At 43.7% G+C, this 26,066-nt stretch carries 18 protein-coding genes, 11 tRNA genes and 2 rRNA genes (1 of these 31 only partly in view); 4 read left to right on the plus strand and 27 right to left on the minus strand.

Going from position 1 to position 26,066, the window contains the following annotated elements:
* Positions 1–21: 21 nt before the first annotated feature.
* From G7058_RS03160 to G7058_RS03175, 4 genes are all read right to left on the minus strand, one after another.
* Complete coding sequence (locus G7058_RS03160) at positions 22–2,739, minus strand: ATP-binding protein (protein ID WP_166062198.1); 2,718 nt, start codon at positions 2,737–2,739, stop codon at positions 22–24.
* Positions 2,729–3,955 carry a metallophosphoesterase family protein gene (locus G7058_RS03165; protein WP_166062199.1) on the minus strand — a complete coding sequence of 409 codons (1,227 nt, stop codon included), beginning with the start codon at positions 3,953–3,955 and terminating at the stop codon, positions 2,729–2,731. The genes G7058_RS03160 and G7058_RS03165 overlap by 11 nt, the downstream gene beginning before the upstream one ends.
* A gap of 475 nt (positions 3,956–4,430) precedes the next feature.
* Complete coding sequence (locus G7058_RS03170) at positions 4,431–4,787, minus strand: YlbF family regulator (RefSeq protein ID WP_166062200.1); 357 nt, start codon at positions 4,785–4,787, stop codon at positions 4,431–4,433.
* A gap of 84 nt (positions 4,788–4,871) precedes the next feature.
* Positions 4,872–6,944, minus strand: coding sequence for a PBP1A family penicillin-binding protein (locus G7058_RS03175; RefSeq protein WP_227004484.1), 2,073 nt, complete (start codon positions 6,942–6,944; stop codon positions 4,872–4,874).
* 306 nt (positions 6,945–7,250) lie between these two features.
* On the opposite strand from G7058_RS03175, the gene G7058_RS03180 reads away from it, so the two are divergent.
* The gene (locus tag G7058_RS03180; protein ID WP_166062202.1) at positions 7,251–8,570 is read left to right on the plus strand and encodes a hemolysin family protein; all 1,320 of its coding nucleotides are present in this window, start codon (positions 7,251–7,253) and stop codon (positions 8,568–8,570) included.
* A 46-nt stretch (positions 8,571–8,616) separates the two neighbouring features.
* Here the strand turns inward: G7058_RS03180 and G7058_RS03185 are convergent, their stop codons facing one another.
* Both G7058_RS03185 and G7058_RS03190 read right to left on the minus strand, forming a co-directional pair.
* Positions 8,617–9,447, minus strand: a complete 831-nt coding sequence (locus G7058_RS03185; protein ID WP_166062203.1) for an aldo/keto reductase — start codon at positions 9,445–9,447, stop codon at positions 8,617–8,619.
* 12 nt (positions 9,448–9,459) lie between these two features.
* Complete coding sequence (locus G7058_RS03190) at positions 9,460–10,920, minus strand: phosphohexomutase domain-containing protein (protein WP_166062204.1); 1,461 nt, start codon at positions 10,918–10,920, stop codon at positions 9,460–9,462.
* Positions 10,921–11,032: 112 nt separating this feature from the next.
* Between G7058_RS03190 and G7058_RS03195 the strand changes: the two genes are divergently transcribed.
* Genes G7058_RS03195 through G7058_RS03205 form a run of 3 tightly spaced genes read left to right on the plus strand, consistent with a single transcriptional unit; the run spans position 11,033 to position 15,034 of the window.
* Entirely contained in the window at positions 11,033–11,989 is a 957-nt protein-coding gene (locus G7058_RS03195; RefSeq protein ID WP_166062205.1) for an AAA family ATPase, read from the plus strand.
* 1 nt (position 11,990) lies between these two features.
* Positions 11,991–12,893: a DUF58 domain-containing protein gene (locus G7058_RS03200; protein ID WP_166062206.1), complete on the plus strand. Its 903-nt coding sequence runs from the start codon at positions 11,991–11,993 to the stop codon at positions 12,891–12,893.
* Positions 12,890–15,034 carry a transglutaminase-like domain-containing protein gene (locus G7058_RS03205; protein ID WP_166062207.1) on the plus strand — a complete coding sequence of 715 codons (2,145 nt, stop codon included), beginning with the start codon at positions 12,890–12,892 and terminating at the stop codon, positions 15,032–15,034. Before G7058_RS03200 ends, G7058_RS03205 begins: the two co-directional genes overlap by 4 nt.
* Positions 15,035–15,210: 176 nt before the next feature.
* Here G7058_RS03205 and G7058_RS03210 read toward each other — a convergent pair whose 3' ends face one another.
* From G7058_RS03210 to G7058_RS03310, 21 genes are all read right to left on the minus strand, one after another.
* Positions 15,211–16,116, minus strand: coding sequence for a nuclease-related domain-containing protein (locus G7058_RS03210; RefSeq protein WP_166062208.1), 906 nt, complete (start codon positions 16,114–16,116; stop codon positions 15,211–15,213).
* A gap of 59 nt (positions 16,117–16,175) precedes the next feature.
* Positions 16,176–16,682: a tRNA (uridine(34)/cytosine(34)/5-carboxymethylaminomethyluridine(34)-2'-O)-methyltransferase TrmL gene (gene trmL, locus G7058_RS03215; protein WP_166062209.1), complete on the minus strand. Its 507-nt coding sequence runs from the start codon at positions 16,680–16,682 to the stop codon at positions 16,176–16,178.
* Between the two features lie 4 nt (positions 16,683–16,686).
* On the minus strand, positions 16,687–17,832 hold the full coding sequence (gene queG / locus G7058_RS03220) for a tRNA epoxyqueuosine(34) reductase QueG (RefSeq protein ID WP_166062210.1): 1,146 nt from the start codon (positions 17,830–17,832) through the stop codon (positions 16,687–16,689).
* Between the two features lie 180 nt (positions 17,833–18,012).
* On the minus strand, positions 18,013–18,843 hold the full coding sequence (locus G7058_RS03225; RefSeq protein WP_166062211.1) for a methyltransferase domain-containing protein: 831 nt from the start codon (positions 18,841–18,843) through the stop codon (positions 18,013–18,015).
* Positions 18,844–18,859: 16 nt separating this feature from the next.
* Entirely contained in the window at positions 18,860–20,239 is a 1,380-nt protein-coding gene (locus tag G7058_RS03230; RefSeq protein ID WP_166062213.1) for a PTS transporter subunit EIIC, read from the minus strand.
* Positions 20,240–20,329: 90 nt separating this feature from the next.
* The gene (gene pcp, locus G7058_RS03235; RefSeq protein ID WP_166062214.1) at positions 20,330–20,977 is read right to left on the minus strand and encodes a pyroglutamyl-peptidase I; all 648 of its coding nucleotides are present in this window, start codon (positions 20,975–20,977) and stop codon (positions 20,330–20,332) included.
* Positions 20,978–20,998: 21 nt separating this feature from the next.
* The gene (locus tag G7058_RS03240) at positions 20,999–21,940 is read right to left on the minus strand and encodes a DUF979 domain-containing protein (protein ID WP_166062215.1); all 942 of its coding nucleotides are present in this window, start codon (positions 21,938–21,940) and stop codon (positions 20,999–21,001) included.
* The gene (locus G7058_RS03245) at positions 21,940–22,626 is read right to left on the minus strand and encodes a DUF969 domain-containing protein (protein ID WP_166062216.1); all 687 of its coding nucleotides are present in this window, start codon (positions 22,624–22,626) and stop codon (positions 21,940–21,942) included. Before G7058_RS03245 ends, G7058_RS03240 begins: the two co-directional genes overlap by 1 nt.
* A gap of 591 nt (positions 22,627–23,217) precedes the next feature.
* A tRNA-Leu gene (locus tag G7058_RS03250) sits at positions 23,218–23,301 on the minus strand.
* Between the two features lie 97 nt (positions 23,302–23,398).
* Positions 23,399–23,469 (minus strand) — tRNA-Gln (locus G7058_RS03255).
* Positions 23,470–23,473: 4 nt separating this feature from the next.
* A tRNA-His gene (locus tag G7058_RS03260) sits at positions 23,474–23,549 on the minus strand.
* A 15-nt stretch (positions 23,550–23,564) separates the two neighbouring features.
* Positions 23,565–23,635 (minus strand) — tRNA-Trp (locus G7058_RS03265).
* Positions 23,636–23,650: 15 nt separating this feature from the next.
* Positions 23,651–23,731, minus strand: a tRNA-Tyr gene (locus G7058_RS03270).
* 1 nt (position 23,732) lies between these two features.
* Positions 23,733–23,808: transfer RNA gene (locus G7058_RS03275), tRNA-Phe, on the minus strand.
* Positions 23,809–23,886: 78 nt separating this feature from the next.
* Positions 23,887–23,959 (minus strand) — tRNA-Asp (locus G7058_RS03280).
* Positions 23,960–23,961: 2 nt separating this feature from the next.
* Positions 23,962–24,034 (minus strand) — tRNA-Val (locus G7058_RS03285).
* A gap of 27 nt (positions 24,035–24,061) precedes the next feature.
* Positions 24,062–24,133: transfer RNA gene (locus G7058_RS03290), tRNA-Glu, on the minus strand.
* A gap of 20 nt (positions 24,134–24,153) precedes the next feature.
* Positions 24,154–24,240 (minus strand) — tRNA-Ser (locus G7058_RS03295).
* Positions 24,241–24,286: 46 nt separating this feature from the next.
* Positions 24,287–24,360: transfer RNA gene (locus G7058_RS03300), tRNA-Asn, on the minus strand.
* An 11-nt stretch (positions 24,361–24,371) separates the two neighbouring features.
* Positions 24,372–24,487: ribosomal RNA gene (gene rrf / locus G7058_RS03305) — 5S ribosomal RNA — on the minus strand.
* Positions 24,488–24,591: 104 nt separating this feature from the next.
* Positions 24,592–26,066, minus strand: a 23S ribosomal RNA gene (locus G7058_RS03310) (it continues 1,439 nt past the right edge of the window).

The raw sequence follows: 26,066 nt of genomic DNA on the forward strand, positions 1-26,066 counted from the left end.
GCTCCTCTCTTCTACTCCTATTTAGTTTAGCACACTGATTTGTTCTTCTGAAAACTTTTGTACAACCGTGCGATCAAATGTAAAAAAGAAAATTTGCGCAGTCGCACTCAGTTCACGCAACAACTCATAAACGACCTCTTTACGGGTATTATCAAAGTTCACAAAACCGTCATCTACGAGAATCGGCATGTTTGCAATGTCAGCCGTATTCTTAATAAATGCAAAACGCATCGCAATATACAGTTGTTCGATCGTTCCTTGAGAAAGTTCAAACGGCTCAAACACAGTCCCATCATTTTGACGAATCTTTAACCCTGATTTCTGAAAAATAATTTGCGTATATTTCCCATCCGTCAAGCGTTCAAAGTACGTTCGCATATCCGTTAAAATATGTGGGAGACGGTCTTCTTTTCCATGACGCAAAGTTTCTTCCAGCCATTCCGCTGCGATAACTTTCTTGCCCCACTCGACCATTAATTCGCGCACTTCTGTTTCTAAAATGGCGTAATCTTGCAAGAGGCTGCTGTACGTACCGCCATCTTCCAAAATACTGATGTCATGTCGCAATGCGACCTCTTCTTCTTGAAGCGCGATCCGCTTTTCAGAAAAACGATTCATTTTCAGTTGATTCTGAGTACGTTTATTTTCAGCTTTGTCTTTATCAGGATACTGTTCCAACAATGTCTCTTTCCCGGCTAATTGCTCTGCCAAGAAATCACGACGTTGCTGTTGCTTCGTTTGGTTCTCTTTGGCTTGAATCAATTCATAAAATTCAGTTTCGCTGGTTACATTTGCGCCATCGAGCATTTCTTGCCGTTTTGCATTCGTCTCGTCCAAGCGTTTTTGAAGCTCTTTGCGCTCCGCTTTGAAATCAGCAATTTTATCCGCACTATTTTTCGCTTGCGCCTGTTCCACTTCTAGTTGACGGTGAAGCTCTGGGAAACGTTCGAAAAAGGTCTTTGGCTCCAAGTGATTAAATTGGAAATATTCTCGAATGAATGCGGTTCGGGTTTCCCAATCGGTTAATTGCAATTCCACACTGTCCAAACGCGTTGCGGTTTCCTTAAGTGCAGTTTGTAACGTGGTGATATGGGCAGCAGGATTTTCATCCAAGACCCGCTGCAATGAAAATGTCAGCGGATAGTTTGCTGTTACCAACCACTTTTGTTGTTTCTCTTGTTCCTGTTCCAACGCCAGTTCCAAACTTTCCTGTTCGTTTAAAAACTGAAGGAGACGTTCTTGCACGGCTTCTTCATCTTCGCGTAAGTCACGTAAACGACTTGCCCGTGTCTGTTCTGCAATATAAGCCTCTGTTTGTGCCGGTGCTTTTGGTTTCATAAAGGATAATCCAATGGCAGCTAAGGCTGCAATCGCTGCATAAATACGGAATTCAGGTAGCACAACCGCCGCTACGATTGCCACTGCGGCGATTCCCCACCAAACAATCCGCATTTTATTTGCGGATGATGTTGGTGATTGAGTGCTGGCTTGTTGTTGCAACTCACTATCTTTTAAGCGCTTTTCTAAAGAATCTAGCTCGGTATAACAAGTAGCAATTCGTTGCTTAACTAGCGCCATCTGATTTTGTAATTTCTCTTCTTCTGCCAACAACGCCTGAATAGTCGCTTCATTTTCCGGATTTAGTTGTACCATATCATCGCCAAATCCATATTGCCGCTTGTACATTACCAATGCGGCTTCTTCTTGATTCATTTGGTTCGTCAAGGTATGTGCCTCGGTAAATAAATCTTGCGTCTTCCCGTAATCGTCCTGCAGTGCCTGCCATTTGGAACGGTGTTCTGTGTACCAATTATTATTTTCAAATGCGTTATAAATTTTCTGTTCATTTTGCACGTGCACATTTACAGCCGATAAACGGTTCAAATAATCGGTTAAACTAACTTGCAGACGTTCCCAACGTTTGGCAGCGTCTGGCGGAAGAAAACGTGTATTTACGGATTCAATCTTTTCAGAAAGTGCGCGCCATTCCTGATAATAATCTCCGAGACGAATGGCTTCGCTTAGCGCCTGATTTTCTTTTTCTAAAACGGTAAGTTGGGTGCTTCCCTGCTCTAATTCTTCTTGAATGGCTTCCAACTTCAATAATAACGTCTGATAATTATTGTTGTTGCGTTTCGCCACTTGTAGTTGCTCCCACAGCTTTTCAGTCTCAGCCAATTTTTTGTTTAACTCGGGATTTTTACCCGAAGGTTTAAACGTTTTTTGTGCCTCTTTACGATAGCCATCCGCTAAATTAAGGAATAATTCACTTCCTGTAGCACCAATCCCCATTAAATAACGGTTTAATTCTTCTTTTTTAACATGACGTAAATTTAATAGACGATCCACTTGAAAGGTATATAAATCATCATATGTGGCGCTATCGACGCCTAACAAATAACGGGGCAAATTCTCGACGATTTCCTGTACGCCATTTTGATGCATCAACGTGGCTTTATCACGGTCACGATTTTTGACACGCTCAATTGTGACTGTTCCGTAACGGGTACCAGATAAGGTTAGACGACCCCCATAACGTTCGCCCATTTTCGGTTCATACGTGTTCGTATCTTTTTTCCGACGGGAGGGAAAACCAAAGAAAATCGTATGGATGAAAGAAGCAATGGTGCTCTTACCGGCCTCGTTATTTCCCAGAAAAAGGTGAAGGTCTTGCAGGTTACTAAAGGTTGTCTGGGTCCATTTCCCATAGCCGTAGATTTCGATTTTTTCAATCTTCACGAGTTGTTTCTCCCTCCTCAAAAACAATATCTTCGAGGAGTAATTCCTCTGCTTCTTGTAATATTTTTTCTCTTAGCTCGGTGTCCTGCTCGAAATCAGCGAAGCGTGTCCGAACAGTTGGGTGCTTGAACAAATCCGTGAGAACATCACGGTACGTTTCAACGGCGGAAAGATGGTCCTTACTGCGATTGAAACTCTGTTGCATGCGATCATCCGCGGAAAATACCAGACGTTCTGTTTTAGGTGCCAAAGTGATTCGGTAAAGATAAACCGCTTCTGACTGCGAAATACCGGCTATAAGGTCACCGTTGTGAATGCGCTCCAACGCATCATCGGACAATTCTTCGCGGTCATCTAAAATGAGCGACAACAAGATGGTTTGCTCAGGCTTTTGTGCCTTAATTATTTCTTCGGAAATTTTGGAATAAAGAGCATCCAAAGTTTGAATCCCAACCAGCGAAATCGTCTTTTCTATCCACCATATCGGAGCGGTATTAATGAAAGTTAAGGTTGGATCCAGCCCTTTTTGTAAGGTGACCAAAAAAGCTCCTTTTTCGCCCAATTCGTTCGGATTACGTCCCTGAGTATTACCCGAGTAAACGATAGGCGGCTGTTGATTTAAAATTTGACGCTTGTGGATATGCCCTAAAGCCCAGTAATCATACTGCTTCGCCAGTAAATCCCCCATAGTAAAGGGCGCGTAAACATCCTCGGTCGCTCCTGAACCCTCTAAGAATCCATGCAAAAGACCGATATGGAAATCTGTTTTGGCACGTTTGGGATACTTTTCAATCATTCGTTCTGTGACCCAACGTTTGGGATAACTGAAGCCGGTTATGGCAACAGTGTCGTGGTAGTAAGTTTCCGGTTCGTGACCGAATACTTTCACGTTATCCGGCAATTTAAGGCGCGATATCCCACTATCCATAAAGTCATGATTCCCGTGAGATAAATAAACCGGAATAGACGCTGTGTCCAACCGTTGCATCTGTTCTCGGAAAAAGGCTTGTGCCTTCACACTTTGATTATCTCCGTCATAAATATCTCCGGAAATAACTATAAAATCAACCGCCTCCTCAATTGCGATTGTCACGAGACGTTCAAATGATTTGAACGTTGATTGATAAACCTGATTATATAATTTCGGATGCAACTGCTTAAGCCCTTTGAACGGACTGTCCAAATGCAAATCAGCAGTATGTATAAAACGAATCACTATCTTCCCCCCAATCTCTGATTGCTTTGAATGGTGCTAACTCAAATGACAAATCCGGTTTGAGTCAGCATTTCTCACGCAAAACGACTACTCAAATGACAAATCCGGTTTGAGTCAGCGTTTCTCACGCAAAACGACTACTCAAATGACAAATCACGTTTGAGTCAGCGTTTCTCACGAAAAACGACTACTCAAATGATAAATTCCGTTTGAGTCAGCGCTTCTTACGAAAAACGACTACTCAAATGACAAATTCCGTTTGAGTCAGCGTTTCTCACGAAAAACGACTACTCAAATGACAAATCGCGTTTGAGTCAGCGCTTCTTACGAAAAACGACTACTCAAATGATAAATCACGTTTGAGTCAGCGTTTCTCGTGTGAAACAACAAAAAAAGCCTTGTCTTCTGGATCAGCTGGCTTTCTTGCTACCAACTTTGACCTCGAAGACAAAGCCCGCTATTCTAATAACGTTTGTTATTCAGTTTCTGGTGCTTGTGCGTACATTTCTTGTAATGGACGAACGATGATTTTGTTGATATCTTCGATAACTGTTCCTAATTGTTGCTCAGCAGTCATCATTTTTTGGATCATTTCGTTTTCGCCTGCGCGTCCTGCAACTTCTTGTGCTTGTTGAATGAACTCTTCATCCAAACCTTCGCCTGACATTTGTTTCATTTGGATTTGTTGTTGAATGCCAGTGAACTCACCGAACAATGAACGTGACTCTTCATCTGCCTGAACTGCAGCGTAAGATTCTGTCAACGCTTGGAAAGCTGGTTGCTCACGTAGGCTTGATTCTAATTCATATGCAATATCATAAATGTTTTTCATGTCTTCATTCCTTTGTCATTTACTATACTTTATTTTAACATTAATATACTCAGATGCAAAGTTTTAAACGAAAATACGTTCGTTTTATCTAAAGAAGCCAGTTGCCCAATCATAGAATTTGCGCGATTCTTCGACTGCACGGTTACTGAATTTATTCAGACCATCCATGATGCCATCCAATGAATCGGCCCAATTGCTGCCCTCATTTTGAGACTGTCCATCAATACCAGCCACCACGAATTCTGTCTGTGGGCTGACACTCAACAGATTCCCTGTTTGTGCACTAAATAAATCATAGAACATATTTCCCGTATTACTCAAGTTATGCTCCGCATCTGTCTCGTCAAAGCCGATCCAAGTTGCAATCGCGATATCCGGTGTATAACCAATCATCCATTTGGTCCGGTCGTAATCGCCGCCCTCGCCTTCGGATGTACCCGTTTTACCCGCTAGCAGCATCCCATTATAAGGTCCCGCACCATAGCCAGTTCCGCCGGGTGCATACGTCCCCATCATCATACTCGTCATTGCATCTGCGGTTTCTTTCGACGTAATCCGTTTTGTATTGGGATCTGTGTTATCCACAATAACAGCGTCTGTGGCATCGACAATCTTCGTGATAAATCGCGGCTCAGCTTTCACCCCACCGTTCGCAAAGACTGCATATGAACTCGCCATTTGCAGCGGTGACACACCATCCATTGCCCCAAGCGCGATAGCCCCTAGTTCCTTTTCGTCCTCTTCTCGAACCTTCAATCCAAATTCTCGCAATTGCTGTATGCCTTTTTCAATACCCATTTCATCTAATAAGTATGCCGCGGAAGTATTCTTACTTTCCACTAACGCCTGATACATCGGAATCCCTTGGTATTCACTGTAATGGTTGTAGTTTGCAACGAAATAATCGTCGGCCTCACCGTAACCAATCGTGTCATCATCCATAATTAATGAATCAACTTTGTAGCCATTTTCCAGTGCTGGTAAATAAACAGACAACGGTTTGATCGTTGACGCTGGTGGAACTCGCATTTGCGTCGCTCGGTTGAACCCCCGGAACGTATGCTCGCCACGCCCACCAACGATCGCCATCACATCGCCGGTTTGTGGATCAAGCGCAACAGAAGCACTTTGCATGAGCGTGCCGTCAGCCGCATCCGCGAAATAAGCCGTATCATACGTGTAATCCATTTGTTGTTGGTATTGTTGGTCCAATCCCGTGTAAATTTTATACCCTTTGTTTAATAAATCTTCTTCATCAATGCCATATTCTTCGATTGCTTCTTCAATAACCGCATCGAAATAATAAGGATAGTTGTACGCATCCGCATTGTCGTAGTAATCTGCCAAATAAATACCTTCAGCCATCGCAGCATCCGCCGTTGCTTGATCCGTAAAACCATTATCTACCATTAATTGTAAAATTAAATCCCGACGCGTTAAACTATTTTCATAGTAGTCAATCGGATTGTAATTCGATGGTGCTTTCAGAATCCCTGCCAATACAGCTCCTTCTGCCACCGTCACATCGGAAGCCGGTTTGCCGAAATACTTCCAAGAAGCATCTTCAACGCCCCATACCCCGCTACCGAAGTAAGAATTATTTAAATACATTTCGAGAATTTCATTTTTTTCGTACTGCTTTTCAATTTCCAATGCTAAAAATAATTCTTTGGCTTTTCGAATTAACGTTTGATCCAAGGTTAGATACGCATTTTTCGCTAATTGTTGCGTCAGTGTCGAGCCTCCACCCACAATATTACCGCGGTTTATCACATAACCGACTGCTGCCCGGCCAATCCCGATTGGGTCAAAGCCGTTATGCGAATAAAACCGTTTATCCTCTGTGGAAATAACCGCATCCTGAATATTCGTAGAGATTTCTTCTATCGTAACAAACGTCCCTTTTTGCGCGTATAATTCTCCCGCCTCTTCTCCGTAGCGGTCGTAGACAAGCGTTGTTTGTGCCAAACCCGCTTTGAGATTTTCTACATTTGCCGTTTTTGCCAGAAATACTAAATAAGAGCTGCTGATTAAAACCATCACAAGTCCCAATAAAATAACCAGTTTATTAATCCGGTAACGCCGCCAAAAATTCTTTAAAACTACTGATTGGCGTTGTCCCCAATTTTTTAGTTTTATTTTCCATTCTTCTTTCATTATCATCATTCCTTTAGTTATAAAGCTCATCTATACTGCTAGCTTACCAAAAAGTGTGCCTTTTAGTAACCCTCCTTAAGTCTTATTCCTTGAACATTGCAAAATTAGGAATTTGATTTATAATTTTAGCATAGATCTAAATGCTGAGTAGAAATTTTTTATTAAGAAAGAGGTGTAGACCTTGGGACAGAGCAGTTTAGAAGACCATTCTCTATAGACCAAAAGTTTCAACACAAGAAATCTTTTGGTCGTATCCATTGGTCTGCCAAAAATATTCTTGTGACTAGCGATTATTAGGAGGCACGTATGAATATTAGTACAGGATTACTATTGTTTTTTATTATTTTGGCTGTGGCCGCTTTTTTTGTGATGTCAGAGTTTGTTCTGGTTCGCATTCGACCATCCCGCCTGGATTATCTGATTGACAACGGCAATAAAAAAGCCATTTTACTGAAAGATATGACTAATAAGTTGGATACTTACTTATCCGCTACCCAACTGGGTGTGACGATCACTTCCCTTGGTTTGGGTTGGTTAGGGGATCCGACATTCAAACGGATTATCGATTCAGTATTTTCGCGAACCACCCTCTCGGATAACATCTCAACGATTCTATCTTTCATTATTTCTTTTTCACTTTTAACAGCGATTCAAGTTATTATTGGTGAATTGGTTCCGAAAAACCTGGCAATTACCAAAACAGAGAAATTAGGTTTGAAAATCGCCCGTCCGTTGAACATGTGGTACAAAGTGATGTATCCATTCGTTTTCATTTTAAATAAATCCGCAAACGGCATTTCAAAAGCGATGGGATTAACTACTTTTTCCGAATCTGATGACAATGTTTCCGAAGAAGAATTACGTCTAATTATGAGTGAAAGCCTAAAGTCTGGCGAAATCAATCACGAAGAATATCAATTTGTGGAAAATGTTTTTGATTTCGACGAAAGAATGGCACGTGAAATTATGGTGCCCCGGACAGACATGGCTGTCGTCTGGACCGATGATACATTGGAAGATATTGGGAAATTAATTCAAAAAGAGAAATATACGCGTTACCCCGTTGTCGAAGGAGATAAAGACAACGTTTTAGGTGTGATTAATGCCAAAGAAATATTTGGTGCGTATGTGGCTGCATCCCAAGGAAATACCACAGATACTTTTAATCTACAGGACTATTTACGCCCGGTTATTATGGTTATTGAAACCTTGCCAATCAAAGATTTATTATTCAAAATGCAAAAAGAACGCCATCAAATCGCTATTTTGGTGGATGAATACGGTGGGACAAGTGGATTGGTTTCAATGGAAGATATCGTCGAAGAAATCGTCGGGGACATTTCTGACGAATATGAATCGGAAGAAACGCCCGATTTCATCCAACTTGATAATAACCACTACCGTCTACACGGACGGATGTTGACGGATGATGTAAACGATGTTTTTGGTTTAGATTTAGATGAAGATACCGTCGATACCATTGGTGGTTGGATTCTCAACGAGAAGTACGATATTAAAGTCGGCGAAGAGATTACCTACAAAAACACCCTCTTTAAAGTGATTCAAAAAGAGAAAAATTCGATTGAAGCAATTGATATTTTCTTGGAAAGTGTCACCGAGGAATAAATACGTAAAAAGGCCGCGCATTGCGCAGCCTTTTTTGTTTATCTCTTTACCACTCAAACCCAGTGTTCTCCGGATCGCGGCCATAACGTGTTTCGATATTTAGTTTAGCGATTGCTTTCATATCGTCTTCTGTTAAAGCAAAATCGAATAAAGCGAAGTTTTCATGAATACGATTGGGGTTTACCGACTTGGGAATCACGATAGAACCACGGTCGATATGCCAGCGCAACACAACTTGCGCTGGTGTTTTGCCGTATTTCTTACCAATTTCTGTCAAAATAGGATGTAGCAATAAATCGGTTTTCCCCTGGCTCAAAGGTCCCCAAGATTCGTGATGGATCTTCTCTTTTTTCAAATAATCTCGTAATTCGTCTTGTGGGAAATACGGATGCGTTTCAACTTGGTTGATCATCGGCATGACGGTCGCATATGCTTTCATTGCTTCCAAATGGTTGATTGAGAAATTGGAAACACCGATAGCCTTCACTTTTCCTTCTGCATACAACTCCTCAATCGCACACCAAGTTTCTTTAACGTTCGGCCCATGCCAGTGGATTAAATACAAATCCAAATAGTCCGTTTGTAATTTCTCCAATGATTCGTTGAAAGCCTGTTTCGTCGTTTCGTAACCTTGCTTGTCATTCCATACTTTCGACGTTAGGAATAAATCTTCCCGTGCGATACCTGCTTCTTTAAGTGCACGGCCCAAAACAGCTTCGTTTCCGTAAACAGCCGCCGTATCAAAATGGCGGTAGCCAACTTTCAAAGCATGCTGAATGGCCCACGCCGTTTCATTTTCGTTGGTCATTAAAAAGATACCCAATCCTACTTGCGGGATTTCAATCCCGTTCGCTAACGTTATTACCGGTGTTGCCATATCGCAGCCTCCTTATTTCTTAATGATATTTTGACGGTCCAAGCAATTTTGTTCCATGAAGAATGGCATCAAACGCTCGACTAGCGGCGCAAGCGCACCTGCTTTGTCACTCTCTAAAGTCCAAACTAACAACGGTTCGTGTAAGCTCATGCGGACGATGAACCAACCTTCATCGAAGTCAGCACGTACCCCTTCCAAATGATCCGTAATAACCCGGATGCCTTCTTGCTTGTTTAAGTATGCTTTGAAATCAGTAATAACGGTTGGGCCGTTTTGTTGAATCGGCTCTTCCACAATTACGAAACGGTACTCCATTGTTTCTTCCGGCTGTTTCAAACCTTTAATCAATGCCGGTAAATCTGTGTTGGCCATCAACAATTTTGCAACTAAGTACGCACCGTCATCCAAATAATAGTTTTCTTTCAACGCCGCATGTCCACTTGTTTCAATCGCCAATTCTGCATCCAACTCAATCGCACGGTTAATCACATTGCGATAGCCGGTTAGATAACGGTCTTGTTTGCCGCCTAAACCGACAATAAAATCTTCAACGTGTTGGGATGTCGCCGAATTCGTTACAATTGTTGCCCCTGGATTTTCTTTTAATAAAACCGCAGAAATCAGGGCGATTAAGTTATTACGGTTCAGTGCCTGGCCGTTCGCATCAACTAAAGCGGAACGATCGACATCGGTATCAAAAATAATGCCTAAATCAGCCTTGTTCGTCAACACCGCATTTTTCAATGCTTGCATCGCTTCTTTATTGTCCGGATTTGACTCATGATTCGGGAAAGTACCGTCTGGATCCAAGAACTGGCTCCCGGTTGTCGTCGCACCAAGTGGCTCCAGAACTTTCTCCACGAAAAAGCCGCCTGCCCCATTTCCGGCATCCACAACAATGTGTTGGCCTTTCAACGGTTCGAAACCTTCATCAATACCTGCACGGATTTTCTCAACCAAATCCGCTGCATACACAGTCAATAAATCTTTTTCAACAATCTGTGCTTTATTGCCGGATGCTTCTCTTAATAAATTTGTCATCGCCAAAATTTCTTCGATATCATCATGCTCTGCCCCACCCGCAGCTGTGAAAAACTTCAAGCCGTTGTATTGATAAGGCAAGTGACTCGCTGTAATCATTATGGAGCCGTCTACGCAGAAATCATCATATAAAGTCGCCATAAACATTGCTGGCGTTGTCGCCATTCCACAGTCAATAATCGTTACGTCAGCCGGAGCCATCCCGTCAAAAAGAGCCTGTTTCAAATCTTGACCGGAAATGCGGCTGTCCATTCCGATTGCTATTTTCAATTCTTTACCAGGTACCCGTCTTTGTAACCAGGCAACGAACGCTTGCCCAATCTTTTTCGTTCTTTCAATAGTCAGTGTTGCTGCTTGTTCCGGCGTTGCAATTGCAATCCCACGAATATCAGACCCGTTTTGTAAAGCCAGCATTGCTTGTTCTTCTGACATACTCCAATTACCTCCTAAGAAAATGTTAATCTTATTATAACCTTTTCGCCATCCGATTTCACTGTCTACCTGTATAATGAATATAAAGATACTAAATAAAAGGAGGTTCACCATGCCTTTAACAACAGAACAACTGCAAGCTGTCGATAAAGTGCACCAGTTAATTGATCAAGTGAACGCTATTATCATCGGAAAAGAAAATATAACCAAACTCACGATTACTGCCATGTTGGCGGGCGGACATGTGCTTTTTGAAGATATTCCCGGTGTTGGTAAAACATTATTGGTGAAGACCATTGCAACTTGTCTGGGTGCGGACTTTTCCCGTATTCAATTTACACCAGACTTGGTTCCGAGCGATATCATCGGTTTTTCCATGCCACAACAAGGTAAGGAAACATTTCAATTTCGTAAAGGTCCGCTCTTTTCTTCTATCATCCTGGCGGACGAGATTAACCGGACATCACCGCGTACACAAGCCGCGATGCTCGAAGCGATGGCCGAACACCAAGTAACTAGTGACGGTGTGACCTATGACTTACCGGATCCTTTTTTTGTATTAGCGACCCAGAATCCGATTGAATATGAGGGAACGTATCCCCTGCCGGAAGCACAACTGGATCGTTTTTTGATGCAACTCTCCTTGGGTTACCCAACCCCGGAGCATGAAGTTCTACTATTGGCGGCGCCGAGTAATCGCGAAGCATTAGCAAATGTGAAGCCAATTCTAGACAACCAAACGTTTGAAGCATTGAAGCAGCTCGTTCCAACCATTCACGTCGAGCAGACAATTTTGGACTATATCGTGCGCCTCGGAAATCAAACCCGTGAGGATCAACGCATTCGTTTAGGGATTAGTCCCCGTGGAAATCAGTTCTGTCTGTTGGCGGCTAAAGCTTATGCGTTATTGGGAGGACGCAGTTATGTCATTCCCGATGATGTCTTGGCCGTCTTACCTGCTGTTTACCGACACCGTTTGCTCTTTTTTGAAAATCTGACTACGAAGCAAAAAGATGCGTATATCGCTGTTATCGTAAAGAAAGTGCAGCCCCCGATGAGGAGGTCTTAGTATGCGATTGAAAAAAATGACCAGACTCATTCTTTTTGTGATTGGTTTCGTGGGATTGTTCATTTACACAATGGCATTTCCCGGTACACTCTCGTGGTTTGTTTTACTATTTTATAGTTTGGTAGCCGGTGTTGTGTGGCTTTCAACTGCCGTTATTTGGCGTCAAATAACGGTTACACCAAGACGTGTTCGCTTACTTTCACTGTGGCCGTTACTTATTCCGACTCTAACTGTCCATGTTGAAAATAAAGTGACGGCAATGTCTGCTTTTTTGCGTTGGCGATTTGATTTAGAAACGCAACTACCACGTGGACATTACGACACAGTGCGGATTGAAACGGTTGGTGCCGACTTTTTTGGTTTTTTCCACCAGCAATCCAAGCGAAAAATAGCAGTTGATATAGATATTTATCCGGAAATAGTCCCGCTGTATAAATTGTCACATCACCCGGAAATACGTCGTTACTTAAAAGTAAATGCGCCAGAAATCAGGCAGATTCGCGATTATATGTTTCAGGACCCGATGAAAAATGTCGATTGGAAAGCCTCTTTCCGTCGTGATAAGTTGATGGTCAAAGAATATGAAAAAGAGAGCGAACCCCGTTTGCATCTCATTTTTATCGGCTATCAATCGCCGATGTTTGAACAATTATTATCCGTGGCGTATAGTGCGTTGATTGAATGGCAAAGTCAACTGGAAGTGCGAATGGATTTAATCGGCGGAGATTCATTTTTGACGATTGAACCAAATCCAGATAAAGCTGCTTTGTTTGCAGAATGGCAGCAAATGGATTTGAAGCACGGAAAAGCGATTGTATTTGCCCAAGAAGCTTTAGTAGAAGAGCTGCGAACCAGCCGGCAGGAACCCTTTCTCATTGTGACGGAAGCAGGTGAAGCCCAATGAAATTCGTGAAACGTTTGTTGATGGCGGTTGGTTTTGTCGGTATCTTCTATCCTGTTTTGCAAGTGTATATGCCTTTAAGTGAGTTCACGGATTTAACGGGAAGTTTTTATTATCTGATCGGAACAGCAGTGCTGGCCGTCCTGCTACCCTACTGGTTCGTATGGATTCCGATTCAAATAGGTTTTATGATTACGTGCTACCGCTACTATTTTCCGAGTAACTTAACGGGTATCCGATGGCTTGGCAGTGAGTTTTCACAAATTAATGCAAGTCTTGAACAATTCATTAACGGCGGTAGCAGTGTCTTTCCAACCAATGTCAGTTTTATTTTGATTGTCGTATTAATCGCACTTTCTGCTTACTTGTTAATTGTCTGGTCGCGTCCGACTGTTGGTATTTTAGTGGCGCTTATTTACCTGATGATTTTGCAAGTATTTACAAAATATGATTATTTTATGATGGTTGTTCAGATTTTAGGTATTGGTCTTGTTTTGTATGGATTGTCTAATATTTCGTTGAAAGTGGGATGGAAACGTGCACTTGTTTCTTTCGTAGTCGTTCTGGGGTACGGCTACGGATTGACATGGCTTGCTGTGAAAGCAACCGAACAGCTGGTGCCGCAGCAGCAATGGGTGGAACAGCGGGCTAAGAATGTCAATCGCCGTTTGGACGAAGCAGGATTGTTTGATTTCGTCGATTATTACAATTCGGGCGGACAGCTGAAACGCATGGGATATGGCGAGGATGACTCTGTTTTAGGTGGTCCGGTCCAACAGAATTTTGATCCGGTTTTTTCGGCCTATGATGATGCACCTCATTATTGGCGTATCTCAACACGTACTGTCTATACCGGAGTTGGTTGGGAATTCCCGGAAACACTTACTGCCTTTCCCGCTGGTCCCAGTTTTATTAAGCCGGAAGAAGACGATGAAACAGTTGATGTGGTGATAGAGCGCGAAGATAATTTTACCTATTTCCCATATACATATGGATTGGTGGATGCTACGTTTGCGGAGATGAATTTTGAGTTGATACAGCCGACAGAGCAATTACGAAATACGGATGCAGAAGGTGGCGGTGGTTCTTATACTCTGACTTTAATCGACCAGGAAATTGACTTCGCCGGATTGAATACGGTTGGGATTGAATCTCCGATTGGATTGGAGGAGTACTTGGACGTTCCAGAAGGTGTCCCGCAACGAGTTTGGGATTTAGCAGCGGAACTGACTGCGGGTGACGGAACGATGTATGAAAAAGTTCGAGCGCTCGAGCAATACTTGCGTTCAGATGGGGGCTTTCGCTATAGTCTCCGCGAAACCTCTGCCGTTCCGGATGGCTTCGATTATGTGGATCATTTTTTATTTGAATCCCGAATCGGGTATTGTGATAATTTTTCAACGGCAATGGTTATCCTCGCTCGAATGTCGGGCATTCCAGCACGTTGGGCAAAAGGATTTAACAGTGGAACAGCAACGATTGGCGATGATGGTGAAACGTATTATGCCGTCACCAACGCGAATGCTCACTCATGGCCCGAGATTTTCTTTCCGGGCGAAGGATGGATTCCCTTTGAGCCGACGCCGGCATTTCGCCAACCGCTGACGGATACAGAGCAGGTAGATGAAACTAGCGATGGTGATTTTGATGAAGCGTTGGTGCCAGTCGAATCGGCGACGTCGGAAAGTGATATGGTAGAAAACGAAAGTTCTGTCCCTTCTGAGAGCCAGGAAATTGCGGATGTAGATGATGATGGCAATGAGGTCAGCGGTCGAAACTGGTCTCGAATTGTTGGAGCGTTGGTTGCATTTGCGGTTGGGATTCTATTCGTGTGGCGCCGCAAATGGTATCCTCTGATTGCGACTTGGTTATTGGGTGTTCCGTTCATAGATTCACATCGGACGACTCTTTGGTTATTTGCACAGGTCCTGCCTTTTGAACGGTCGCAGACTTTGCGCCAATACTTTGAGGAAATTGCCGACATGGTGCCGATGCATCGCAAAACGATTGTGCGCTATGTGACTGCTAATGAAGAATCACTTTACGCTCCTGTTGATGAGCGAGTAATTGATGCGTCGATTTACACCGATATGATCACCGTTTATCGTGACATCCAGATTTCTCAAGAAAAAAGTAGTTTTTAATGAAAAGAACCTCACAACGGTCACTGCCGCTGTGAGGTTCTTTTGGATTGGAACATTCGAATCGTTTTTATATACTGAAACGTTCCAATGTTAATCTATTGGAACGTATGTCTCACTATTTGTGGTCAAAACGTTCCAATAGAAAGTTATTGGAACGTTTCAATCTATTTTTCAGCTCATTTTATTCCAATCTGAAAATGTCTTCCTCTTGTGCGACCTCTTCCTTCATATTTTCCCGATAAACTACGATTAATCCGCTGTCGACTAAGTCTTCCCCCACAATACTCCCCGACCAACCGACTCGTAATTTTCGTTTTTGGAAACAACTGCGCTAACTCCTCAGCCATTCGAACAATTGCTTCCTCAGTCCTCTCAACCGCACCACAATCCAAACAACGAACCCGTTGCCCCACCACTTTAGTCGTAAACGAACCACAAGTACAGCAATCCAGCCCTTTTTTCAAACCATTAAATGTAAACTCTGGTAAAATTTCAAAATCCACTTTCGCCGGGCAATCCTTGGAAACCAGTAACGCAGCCAATGAACGATGGCGCTCATTCACCCAACCATCGAATCGATTCAACCCTTTCACCCAATCCGCTAACTCGGGCGCAAATAAAAATGGCTGATCCAACGGGGCACCATACAGATAAAATGACGGATTAATAAACACCACCCGTCCTATTACTTCAAAATCATAGCCCCATTTGCGCAGTAAGTACTGCATATTGGAAACACACCGCCCCAACTGCTCAGTCGGGTTTTTGTAGGGCTTCGCCGATCGCCGACTCATAAATTGCCCATCCTGATATACAAACGATCCCGACCAATTTTTAACCTCGAAAATTATCATCTGTTTCCCCGACAATAAAACGGCATCCAACTGAAAATGATTATTATCCATCGGCAAACGCAAATCACGAAGCAACACATGTGCGCACGTTAGACCATCCAAAATATCCACAGCAAAACGAGACTCCCCCTTATAGCCGCGCTCCAAATTTTCCAAATACAGCTCTAATTCCTGAGACAATAACCAACGACGCTTTAACGCTCTTAGTACGAAATAAATGTCCGACAAAAAAATCGCTCCTTTCTACTTATATATAAGCAAAAAAGAGCGAAAACCATTTTTAAATATTATTTTAGTTTATCTTTTTCGTACAAATGTGTCCGTTCCATGTCCGGGAACCCTTGTTGACGTAATGCCTCGTACACAATCATGCAAGCCGTGTTCGACAAATTCAACGAGCGTACATGCGTATCATCCATCGGGATCCGCAAGCAATCCTCCCGGTGCTCACGCATAAACTCTTCCGGTAAGCCCGTTGTCTCCTTTCCAAAAATGAAGAAAACATCCTCATCAGCCGTAAAGTCTGCATCCGAATAAACAGTTTCGGCAAATTTGGAAATCAAATACAATTTCCGGTCACCCAAGAAAGTCATGAAGGCATCCAAATCGGCATGCTTCATAATAGTTACATCATGCCAATAATCCAATCCTGCGCGCTTCAACTGTTTGTCATCCGTTGAAAATCCAAGCGGTTCAATTAAATGCAACGTCGCATTCGTCGCCGCACATGTCCGTGCAATATTTCCCGTGTTCGCCGGGATTTGTGGTTCAAATAATACGATGTGATTAGTCATTCTTTCATTCCCCTTCAAGCTTTGCGAGCGCCATTTCCATTTCCGCTCGCGCTTCTAAATCTTCTTCTTTTTCAATACATTCCTGGAAAAAATCCAGCAGTTCTGGATTCACATCCCGTACAATTTGCCCAATCGCCCACGCCGCCGTTCCTCTTAAAACCGGCCGCACGTCCGTTTCCATCACCCGCAACAATTCCGGTATCGCCGTCCGGTCCCGGTAATTAGCCAAGGCAATAATTGCATTTCGTTGCAACGGTTTCTTTCCGCGCCACGAACCTGCCAAAATACCAAACTGGCTCTTAAATTCTTTATTAGATAATGTCAACATCGGCTGTAAAACAGGTGTTTCACGCCCCGGCTCGGGTTCCATTTCTGGATGCAAGTGGAAGTCTTTTCCCACATTATAAGGACAGGCTTGCTGACAAATGTCACACCCATAAATAACGGTACCCATTTTACGACGAAACTCCAACGGCATATTGCCCTTCGTTTGCGTTTGAAATGACAGACAAACTTGCGCATTCAAACGGCCATCCCCCAGTAACGCACCAGTCGGACAAGCCGTCACACAGCGGTAACAATCACCGCAACCAAACACACCCGGTTCATCCGGATCAAGCACAATATCCGTAATAATCTCACCCAAATATACGTAGGTACCGAACTCTTCTGTAATCAATAGACCATTTCGACCAATAAAGCCTAAACCAGCGCGCTGTGCCACGACTGTGTCCATGAGTTCTCCTGTATCAACCATCGGCTTAAAGCGCGCTTCCGGCATTTTTTCCGCCATAAATGAAACCAACTGATCCATTTTTTCACGTAAAATAAAATGATAGTCCACTCCCCAAGAAGCCCGCGCGAAAGAACCGCGCCGCACACCCTTTTCACGCTCCGGTTTCACAAGCGGTTTGGAAGGATACGCAAGTGCAATCGAAATAATCGACTTGGCACCTTCAAAAACCAGTTCCGGATACAATCGCTCATCCAAGACTTGATGTTCAAATCCGGACGTATGCCCCTTCGCTTTCTGTTCAAGAAGGGATTCTTCCATATAATCAAAAGGATCTGCAGTCGTAAAGCCGACCTTATCAATCCCGATTTGCTGACACGCATCAATAATCTGTTCTTTCAAAGTGGCATTTACCATCCTGCATTCCTCCCTTGTTTGTCCAAATTATAGCATAAAAAAAACGTATAGACTCGGTGGCTGGCACGGCGAATCAATACGTTGGATAAAATCATTTCGACTAAATATAAAATGGCAATGATATATTCCCAAAATGATACATTTAATATAACACCGTTCTCTGTATTTGTAAACCTCTTCTTAGCGGTTTATAAGCAACGAAACCGCAACAGTAATGGTTTTCAGAGGCTTTTCCAATAATGACTCTATGTCAGCTTCACTAGCGCCCCATGTAAGTGGCGTCATCTCAACCAACCAACGGAATGTATCCTCAGTCAGGGCCACTTCATACCTCACATGTTCATGTATACAATCCGGATAAACTTCTTTGAAGCGTGCCACGACATCGTCATTTTCATACGCACGTTCGCCGTAAAGACGCTGACGTAACTCAATTAAATAATCCGTATCTGGCACTACTTTGTAGACGCGCCCTTCCGACTTCAAAACACGATTAAACTCCTGATAATGCGATGGCGAAAAAATATTTAAGATCGCATCGAATTGCTTTTCTCCAAATGGTGATTGGGCTAAATCCGCCACACACCAAAAGGCATCATCAAAAAAGTGTGCTGCTGCCAGTTGAATAGCATCTTTGGAAATATCAAAACCAATTTTTTTACCGGACAATCCTTGTTCTGTTAAATAATGTAAATGGGATCCTTCCCCGCAACCAACATCCAATAACGTTGCATCCTGGGGAATATGTTTCAAAATTGCATCCAAAATGGGATGAAAAAAACCGGTATCAGCCAATGCTTTTCGACTCGACAACATACTTTTGTCATAGTCGTTCTGGCCGCCTTTTAACAATAAATGAAGCGTTCCTTTTTTGCCTAAATCAAAGTGGTGGTTGTTCGCACATTTTACACCTTGATTGGACACTTCTTGGAACGCTTCTTTACAGACTGGACATTGTAACAATGCCAGATTTTCTTCTAAATATACTGTACTGCGCTCAATCTTTTTCACTGCTCACCCTCCTTCATTATTCTATCACATCGCGCCCTTGCCCGGTGGTCGCAATACGAATTTCTTCATCAGATAATTCATAAATCGGTCGTGAAAAAGTCAATGCAAAAGCGACGATTGCTGCAACCAGCATACTACTGATTGCTACCAAGATATTTCCGGTACTATCCACAAATGCCAACATGGATAAAATATTTGGATTCATAAATTGGTACATTTTCAATTGGAATAGTCCTGCAACCAAGCCTCCTGCTCCTCCGCCAATCATGACGTACCACAGCAGATTTTTTAGAATGAGTTCCCCACCATAGATAATGGGTTGGGTAACACCCAACAGCGCCAATAAGCCACTCACACCGCTGTAAACTCGGTACGTCTTCTTCCGGCTTTTTAACATTAAGGCCAAAGCAACCCCGACATGAGCCGCATTCGAAATTAACATGCCCGGCCCCAGTAAACTGTCATAACCACGTGTGACCAACGATTGATTTACTGCTTCAAAGAAAGAATAATGCGTTCCCGTCACAACAAACAAAGGGCCAAAAGCACCCATCAATAACGTAGACAAAAACGGTACTTGTTCAGCGATGATAATAAAGATAGCAACCAAAACGTGACTGGCTATGGCCATCAAAGGTAACAGAACGACGACTCCAAAAATTAAACCCGTGCCCATCAAGATAAAAGGCTGGAGCATGGGCCGCATACGAGGAGCCACACGTTGGACGAGATAATGATCAATGTAAGCTAAAAACGGAACCAAAACTAAAACAGGCAGAATCGTATTGTATTGATGATTATTAATGAGTGGGAAATTTAAGACTTGCTCCAACATCCGGGTCGAGACGAATTCACTTACAGCCGGCTGCAACATCATACCAGTAATCGCGGCAGCAATGTAGGGATTCGTTTGGTAATACTTCGCACTTGAGAATGCTATCAAAACAGGCAGAATCATAAAGACAAGCGTAAAGATAGTCGATAATGTCGTCGAAGTTTCGGTGACAGACTCGAACATTGAGAATGACAAGAATAGGACGACAATGGCTTGAATAATTCCACCGGCCATAATAGTTGAGAGCAGTGGCAACAGAAAGTTACGCAGATGAACAAATAATTGAAACGGTGCTTCGCTCACTTCTTCCTGCCCTGTTTCCGAGAGACGTAACCCTGTCAGCAAGTGGCGCGCAGATTTATCCGTGGTTAAAATACTGACACTTGTCTTTCCCAAAATAACTTCTGCAACAAACGGATCAGACGCAATACGATCAATTTCAACGTATTCCAAATGAGCAACCTGGATGACCAATAGCTGTTTGCCCGCTTCCATTCCAACAATATTAGTGACACCGCCTAAATTCGCAGCCAGTTTATTAGCGCGTGCCTGGAGTTGCATGCTAGTCCCTCCTTCCACTCTATTTCGCCTATAATATAACATTTTTGACCAAAAAAAGACACCGACAATCATTTGTCAGTGTCTCTTCTTTTAATGTGTTGCTCCGCCGACTAATTTTAAGTCTTCTTTGTCATGGAATTCAACCATTGCTTCAATAGCAGCTGTTAGACCTTTCGCCATATCAACCAGACTCATTGCGGGCTGCTCCGGCTTATTGACTACTTGTTCCGGAATATAAGGAACATGGATAAAACCGGCTTGAATGCCATTTAATTCTTTCTCCGCTAAATACAAAGCATTATACATAATGTGGTTACATACGAACGTACCCGCAGTATTCGACACAGCTGCCGGTACGCCAGCCGCTTTGATTTTTTCGACCATTGCTTTAATCGGCAAGGTAGCAAAGTATGCCGGTGCGCCGTCTTTTTGAATTTCGACATCAATCGGTTGATTGCCTTCATTATCCGGGATACGGGCATCGTCCTGGTTAATCGCCACACGTTCCGGTGTAATCGCATAACGACCGCCTGCTTGCCCGATACAAAGGAGCATATCCGGTTTAATTTCCAAAGCTTTCTCACGCATGACTTCGGCTGACTTATGGAAAACAGTTGGGATTTCCAACTTCACAATTTCAGCACCGGCAATTTCGTCTTCTAACAGTTTTACGGCTTCAAGCGCCGGGTTGATTTTCTCGCCACCGAACGGATCGAAGGCTGTCACTAGAATTTTCATAATATCGTTCCTTTCTGTCTTTTAGAATGCCCAGAAATACATCAAGGCAATATGAATCACAATCAGTATAAGTGCCATTGGCGTTTGAACTTTAATAACACCATTTGGGTTCTTCATTTCCAACAAAGCTGCTGGCAACGCGTTAAAGTTCGCAGCCATTGGAGTCATTAACGTCCCACAGAAACCTGCTGTCATCGCCAAAGCACCCGCAATCGCAGGATCCGCTCCTTGCGCAATTACAAATGGCAAGCCGATACCTGCCGTAATGACGGTAAAGGCGGCAAAGGCATTCCCCATAATCATTGTAAAGATAACCATACCAAACACATAGGCAATAACGCCAATCAAACGATTACCTTGAGGAACAACACCTGAGATCAAATCAGCGATTACATCGCCAACCCCTGCTGTCGTAAATAAAACACCTAATGCAGCAAGCAGTTGCGGTAAAATTCCTGTCGTACCAACTTGTTGCACCATGCGATCCGATTCGTCCAAAGCTTCTTTCGGGCTCGCGCGGAAAATACCCATTGCAACCAATAAAGAAACTACTGCTGCAACCCCAATCCCGACTTGTCCACCAAAAGGAGTGAATTGAGCGATTACGACCGCCGTAATTGCCAGGATAATAGCGGGCACAAAAATACCATTGCCGATGCGATCTGCATGCGCAGCCTGTTCTTCTTCGGTCGTTGTTTCCAGTCTACCCATTTTTACTTGTTTGAAGAGAGTCAATAGCCCCATAATCACTAAGAATAGGCCACTGAAGACGGGAGGCATCATGTTACCGAATGCAAAGATAATTCCTAATAAAGCCCAGAAAATAGCTGTTCCGAAACGAGTCGGATGGTCTGTTTGCTTCATCACGCGGTATGCCGTATAAAAGAGCTGTACGCCGATAAACATGTAGAACATATCAAGCAGTAACGGTACTAACGTTTCAGTAATATATGCTGCGTTCATTATTTACGACCTCCTTTTTTACCATATTTGCGTGCCATCTGTCTATCTGTCACCAAGTTATTAAGTGCAGCAAGTATTAAAGCAATGATGGCAATCGGAAATGAAGCTTTAACGACAGCAATTTCAGTAATTTCGTAACCCAATGACTTCATTGTTCCAGTAATCATCAATACCCCAGAAGCTGCGATAAAAGTGTTTTGAGCAAAGAAGTTTCCGAAGTTATCGGAAGCAGCCGATTTTGCTTTTAACATCTCTCTATCCTCTTCGTCAATTTCCCCGTATTTCAATTTAGCAGCAGCCTGCACCATCGGATCTACAATCGGACGTACAAATTGAGTGTGTCCTTGTAAACGGATGGAGAAAAAGGCCGCAATTTCACGGATGAATTGGTACAACGTTAACATTCTTCCTGAAGTTAAACCTTTAAGTTTTTGAATCAAATTCGTTGCCTGCATTCTTAGACCGAAACGTTCAGATAGTCCAATCATTGGCAACGTTAAAAAGAATAATGTAACCAGACGATTATTAACAAATGCAGAGCCTAAAATTTCTAAAATCTCCACAAAAGAAATACCGGATACTAACCCGGTCACAATTGCAGCAATTAAAACAACAGCAATCGTATCAAGCTTTAGAACAAAACCAACGACAATAATAGCAATACCAATTAATCGTATCCATTCCATTATTTCTCACTCCTTATATAATATTTTTAATCATCTTATTATACCAGATATACGAATATGTTGAAAAACTTAGGCCTTATCGGACAGTAATCTATAGTGTGGGTGATGAAAGTTGCGTTTGAAAGCAGTTAGAGCGGCGTCTTACCTCTTCTACCGGCTTTCACGGTTTCTGAATTTGCTGAAAGCCGGTATTTTTCATATTTTACCGGCTTTCAGCGTTTTGTAATTCCCTGAAAGCCGGCTCCTTCCTTTTTACCTAAAAAAAAAGCATTTTATTTATCTAACAATCTCCGTTTATGCATCATTTAAGCACGTCCACAAAGGAATCACCCGGTCCAAAGATTGTTAAATCAAGCTTTTTTTCCACGTGGAATAAGTCGAGGAGTTATGTTAGGGTGACTCGACGTGCAAAGGTTGGTTGATTTAAGCTGACTTTTTCACGCTTTCGCGGTAAATAGTGCAAGAGTTGGACCTTTTCAACTGACCTTTGCACGTCTACACAATGAATGACGTTCCTCCAGAAACTTATATTACCCTATACTACTACAAAAAAAGCACCATCATCTCATAAGAAATGATGGTGCTAAAGTATACCGGCGGCCGGGGTCGAACCGGCACGCCCTCGCGGGCACTGGATTTTGAGTCCAGCGCGTCTGCCTATTCCGCCACGCCGGCATCTTACATATTAAGATTGTTAAGAAAAAAAAGCACCCACGACTTCAACTAATATTTAGTTCAGTCAATAGGTGGCTGTGCCTTCGTTATAATCTTACTGGGCTAGCTGGATTCGAACCAACGATGACGGAGTCAAAGTCCGTTGCCTTACCGCTTGGCTATAGCCCAAAAATGGGGCGACTGATGGGAATTGAACCCACGAATGCCGGATCCACAAACCGGTGCGTTAACCACTTCGCCACAATCGCCATAATAATCCAAAACAGGGGTAGTAGGATTCGAACCCACACTGACGGTTTTGGAGACCGTAGTACTACCATTATACTATACCCCTAAAACAAAAAAAGAATGGAGGGGGGCAGATTCGAACTGCCGAACCCGAAGGAGCGGATTTACAGTCCGCCGCGTTTAGCCACTTCGCTACCCCTCCATGGTGGCCTGGGACGGAATCGAACCGCCGACACCTTGAGCTTCAATCAAGTGCTCTACCAACTGAGCTACCAGGCCAATCTGTGAAACAACACTGTGGACATACGTCCAAGTGAATTATACTTCCTTATGCAGCTATACATTAAGAAGATAAAACGGTCCCGACGGGATTTGAACCCGCGATCTCCTGCGTGACAGGCAGGCATGTTGACCCCTACACCACGGAACCAATGGAGGTTGACGGGATCGAACCGCCGACCCTCTGCTTGTAAGGCAGATGCTCTCCCAGCTGAGCTAAACCTCCATGTATTTCTATAAATACAATTTGTTATGACCCGTACGGGACTCGAACCCGTGTTACCGCCGTGAAAGGGCGGTGTCTTAACCGCTTGACCAACGGGCCATTATAATAATATTTTTGAACGGAGAGTAAGGGATTCGAACCCTTGAGACGGTTTCCCGCCTACACGGTTTCCAACCGTGCTCCTTCGGCCACTCGGACAACTCTCCAGAGAACCTATTATAATCAATCATATCCCTCTTCATAAAAAGAGAACTCCGCAAGTAGGACTCGAACCTACGACATCATGATTAACAGTCATGCGCTACTACCAACTGAGCTATTGCGGAATAAAATTACTGCGCGGCAACGTCCTACTCTCACAAAGGGAAACCCTTCACTACAATCGGCGCTAAGAAGCTTAACTTCTGTGTTCGGGATGGGAACAGGTGTGACCTTCTCGCCATCGTCACCGCACAATTATTTAATTAAAGGAACAACGTTCCCTCAAAACTGAATCCATAACACGACTGAACAGCTGACCAAAGCTCATTCATCGCTTGCTTTTTTTATTCTAAATCTTGGTTAAGTCCTCGACCGATTAGTACTAGTCCGCTCCATACATCGCTGCACTTCCACTCCTAGCCTATCTACCTGATCGTCTCTCAGGGGTCTTACTCATTCTAGATGATGGGAAATCTCATCTCGAGGGGGGCTTCACGCTTAGATGCTTTCAGCGTTTATCCCTTCCACACATAGCTACCCAGCAATGCCCTTGGCAGAACAACTGGTACACCAGCGGTGTGTCCATCCCGGTCCTCTCGTACTAAGGACAGCTCCTCTCAAATTTCCAACGCCCGCGACGGATAGGGACCGAACTGTCTCACGACGTTCTGAACCCAGCTCGCGTGCCGCTTTAATGGGCGAACAGCCCAACCCTTGGGACCGACTACAGCCCCAGGATGCGACGAGCCGACATCGAGGTGCCAAACCTCCCCGTCGATGTGAACTCTTGGGGGAGATAAGCCTGTTATCCCCAGGGTAGCTTTTATCCGTTGAGCGATGGCCCTTCCATGCGGTACCACCGGATCACTAAGCCCGACTTTCGTCCCTGCTCGACTTGTCTGTCTCGCAGTCAAGCTCCCTTCTGCCTTTGCACTCTACGAATGATTTCCAACCATTCTGAGGGAACCTTTGGGCGCCTCCGTTACTTTTTAGGAGGCGACCGCCCCAGTCAAACTGCCCGACTGACACTGTCTCCCCGCCCGATAAGGGCGGCGGGTTAGACTGGTCCTGCTACAAGGGTAGTATCCCAATGATGCCTCCATCGAAACTGGCGTCCCGACTTCTATGGCTCCTACCTATCCTGTACATGTAGCAGAAACAATCAATATCAACCTGCAGTAAAGCTCCATGGGGTCTTTCCGTCCTGTCGCGGGTAACCAGCATCTTCACTGGTACTATAATTTCACCGAGTCTCTCGTTGAGACAGTGCCCAAATCGTTACGCCTTTCGTGCGGGTCGGAACTTACCCGACAAGGAATTTCGCTACCTTAGGACCGTTATAGTTACGGCCGCCGTTTACTGGGGCTTCAATTCAAAGCTTCGCCGAAGCTAACCTCTCCTCTTAACCTTCCAGCACCGGGCAGGCGTCAGCCCCTATACGTCATCTTTCGATTTTGCAGAGACCTGTGTTTTTGATAAACAGTCGCTTGGGCCTATTCACTGCGGCTGACCTTGCGGTCAGCACCCCTTCTCCCGAAGTTACGGGGTCATTTTGCCGAGTTCCTTAACGAGAGTTCGCTCGCTCACCTTAGGATTCTCTCCTCGACTACCTGTGTCGGTTTGCGGTACGGGCAGTTGTTTTCTAACTAGAAGCTTTTCTTGGCAGTGTGACATCGGGAACTTCGGTACTTAATTTCCCTCCCCATCACAACTTGTCCTTAAAGCAGTAAGCATTTGACTCACCACAAGACTTGTTGCTTGGACGTGCTCTTCCATCCGCACGCTTTCCTTAGCCTCCTGCGTCCCTCCATTGTTCAAACAAAAACAACTG

The organism is Jeotgalibaca porci (assembly GCF_011299095.1).
Lineage (GTDB): Bacteria > Bacillota > Bacilli > Lactobacillales > Aerococcaceae > Jeotgalibaca > Jeotgalibaca porci.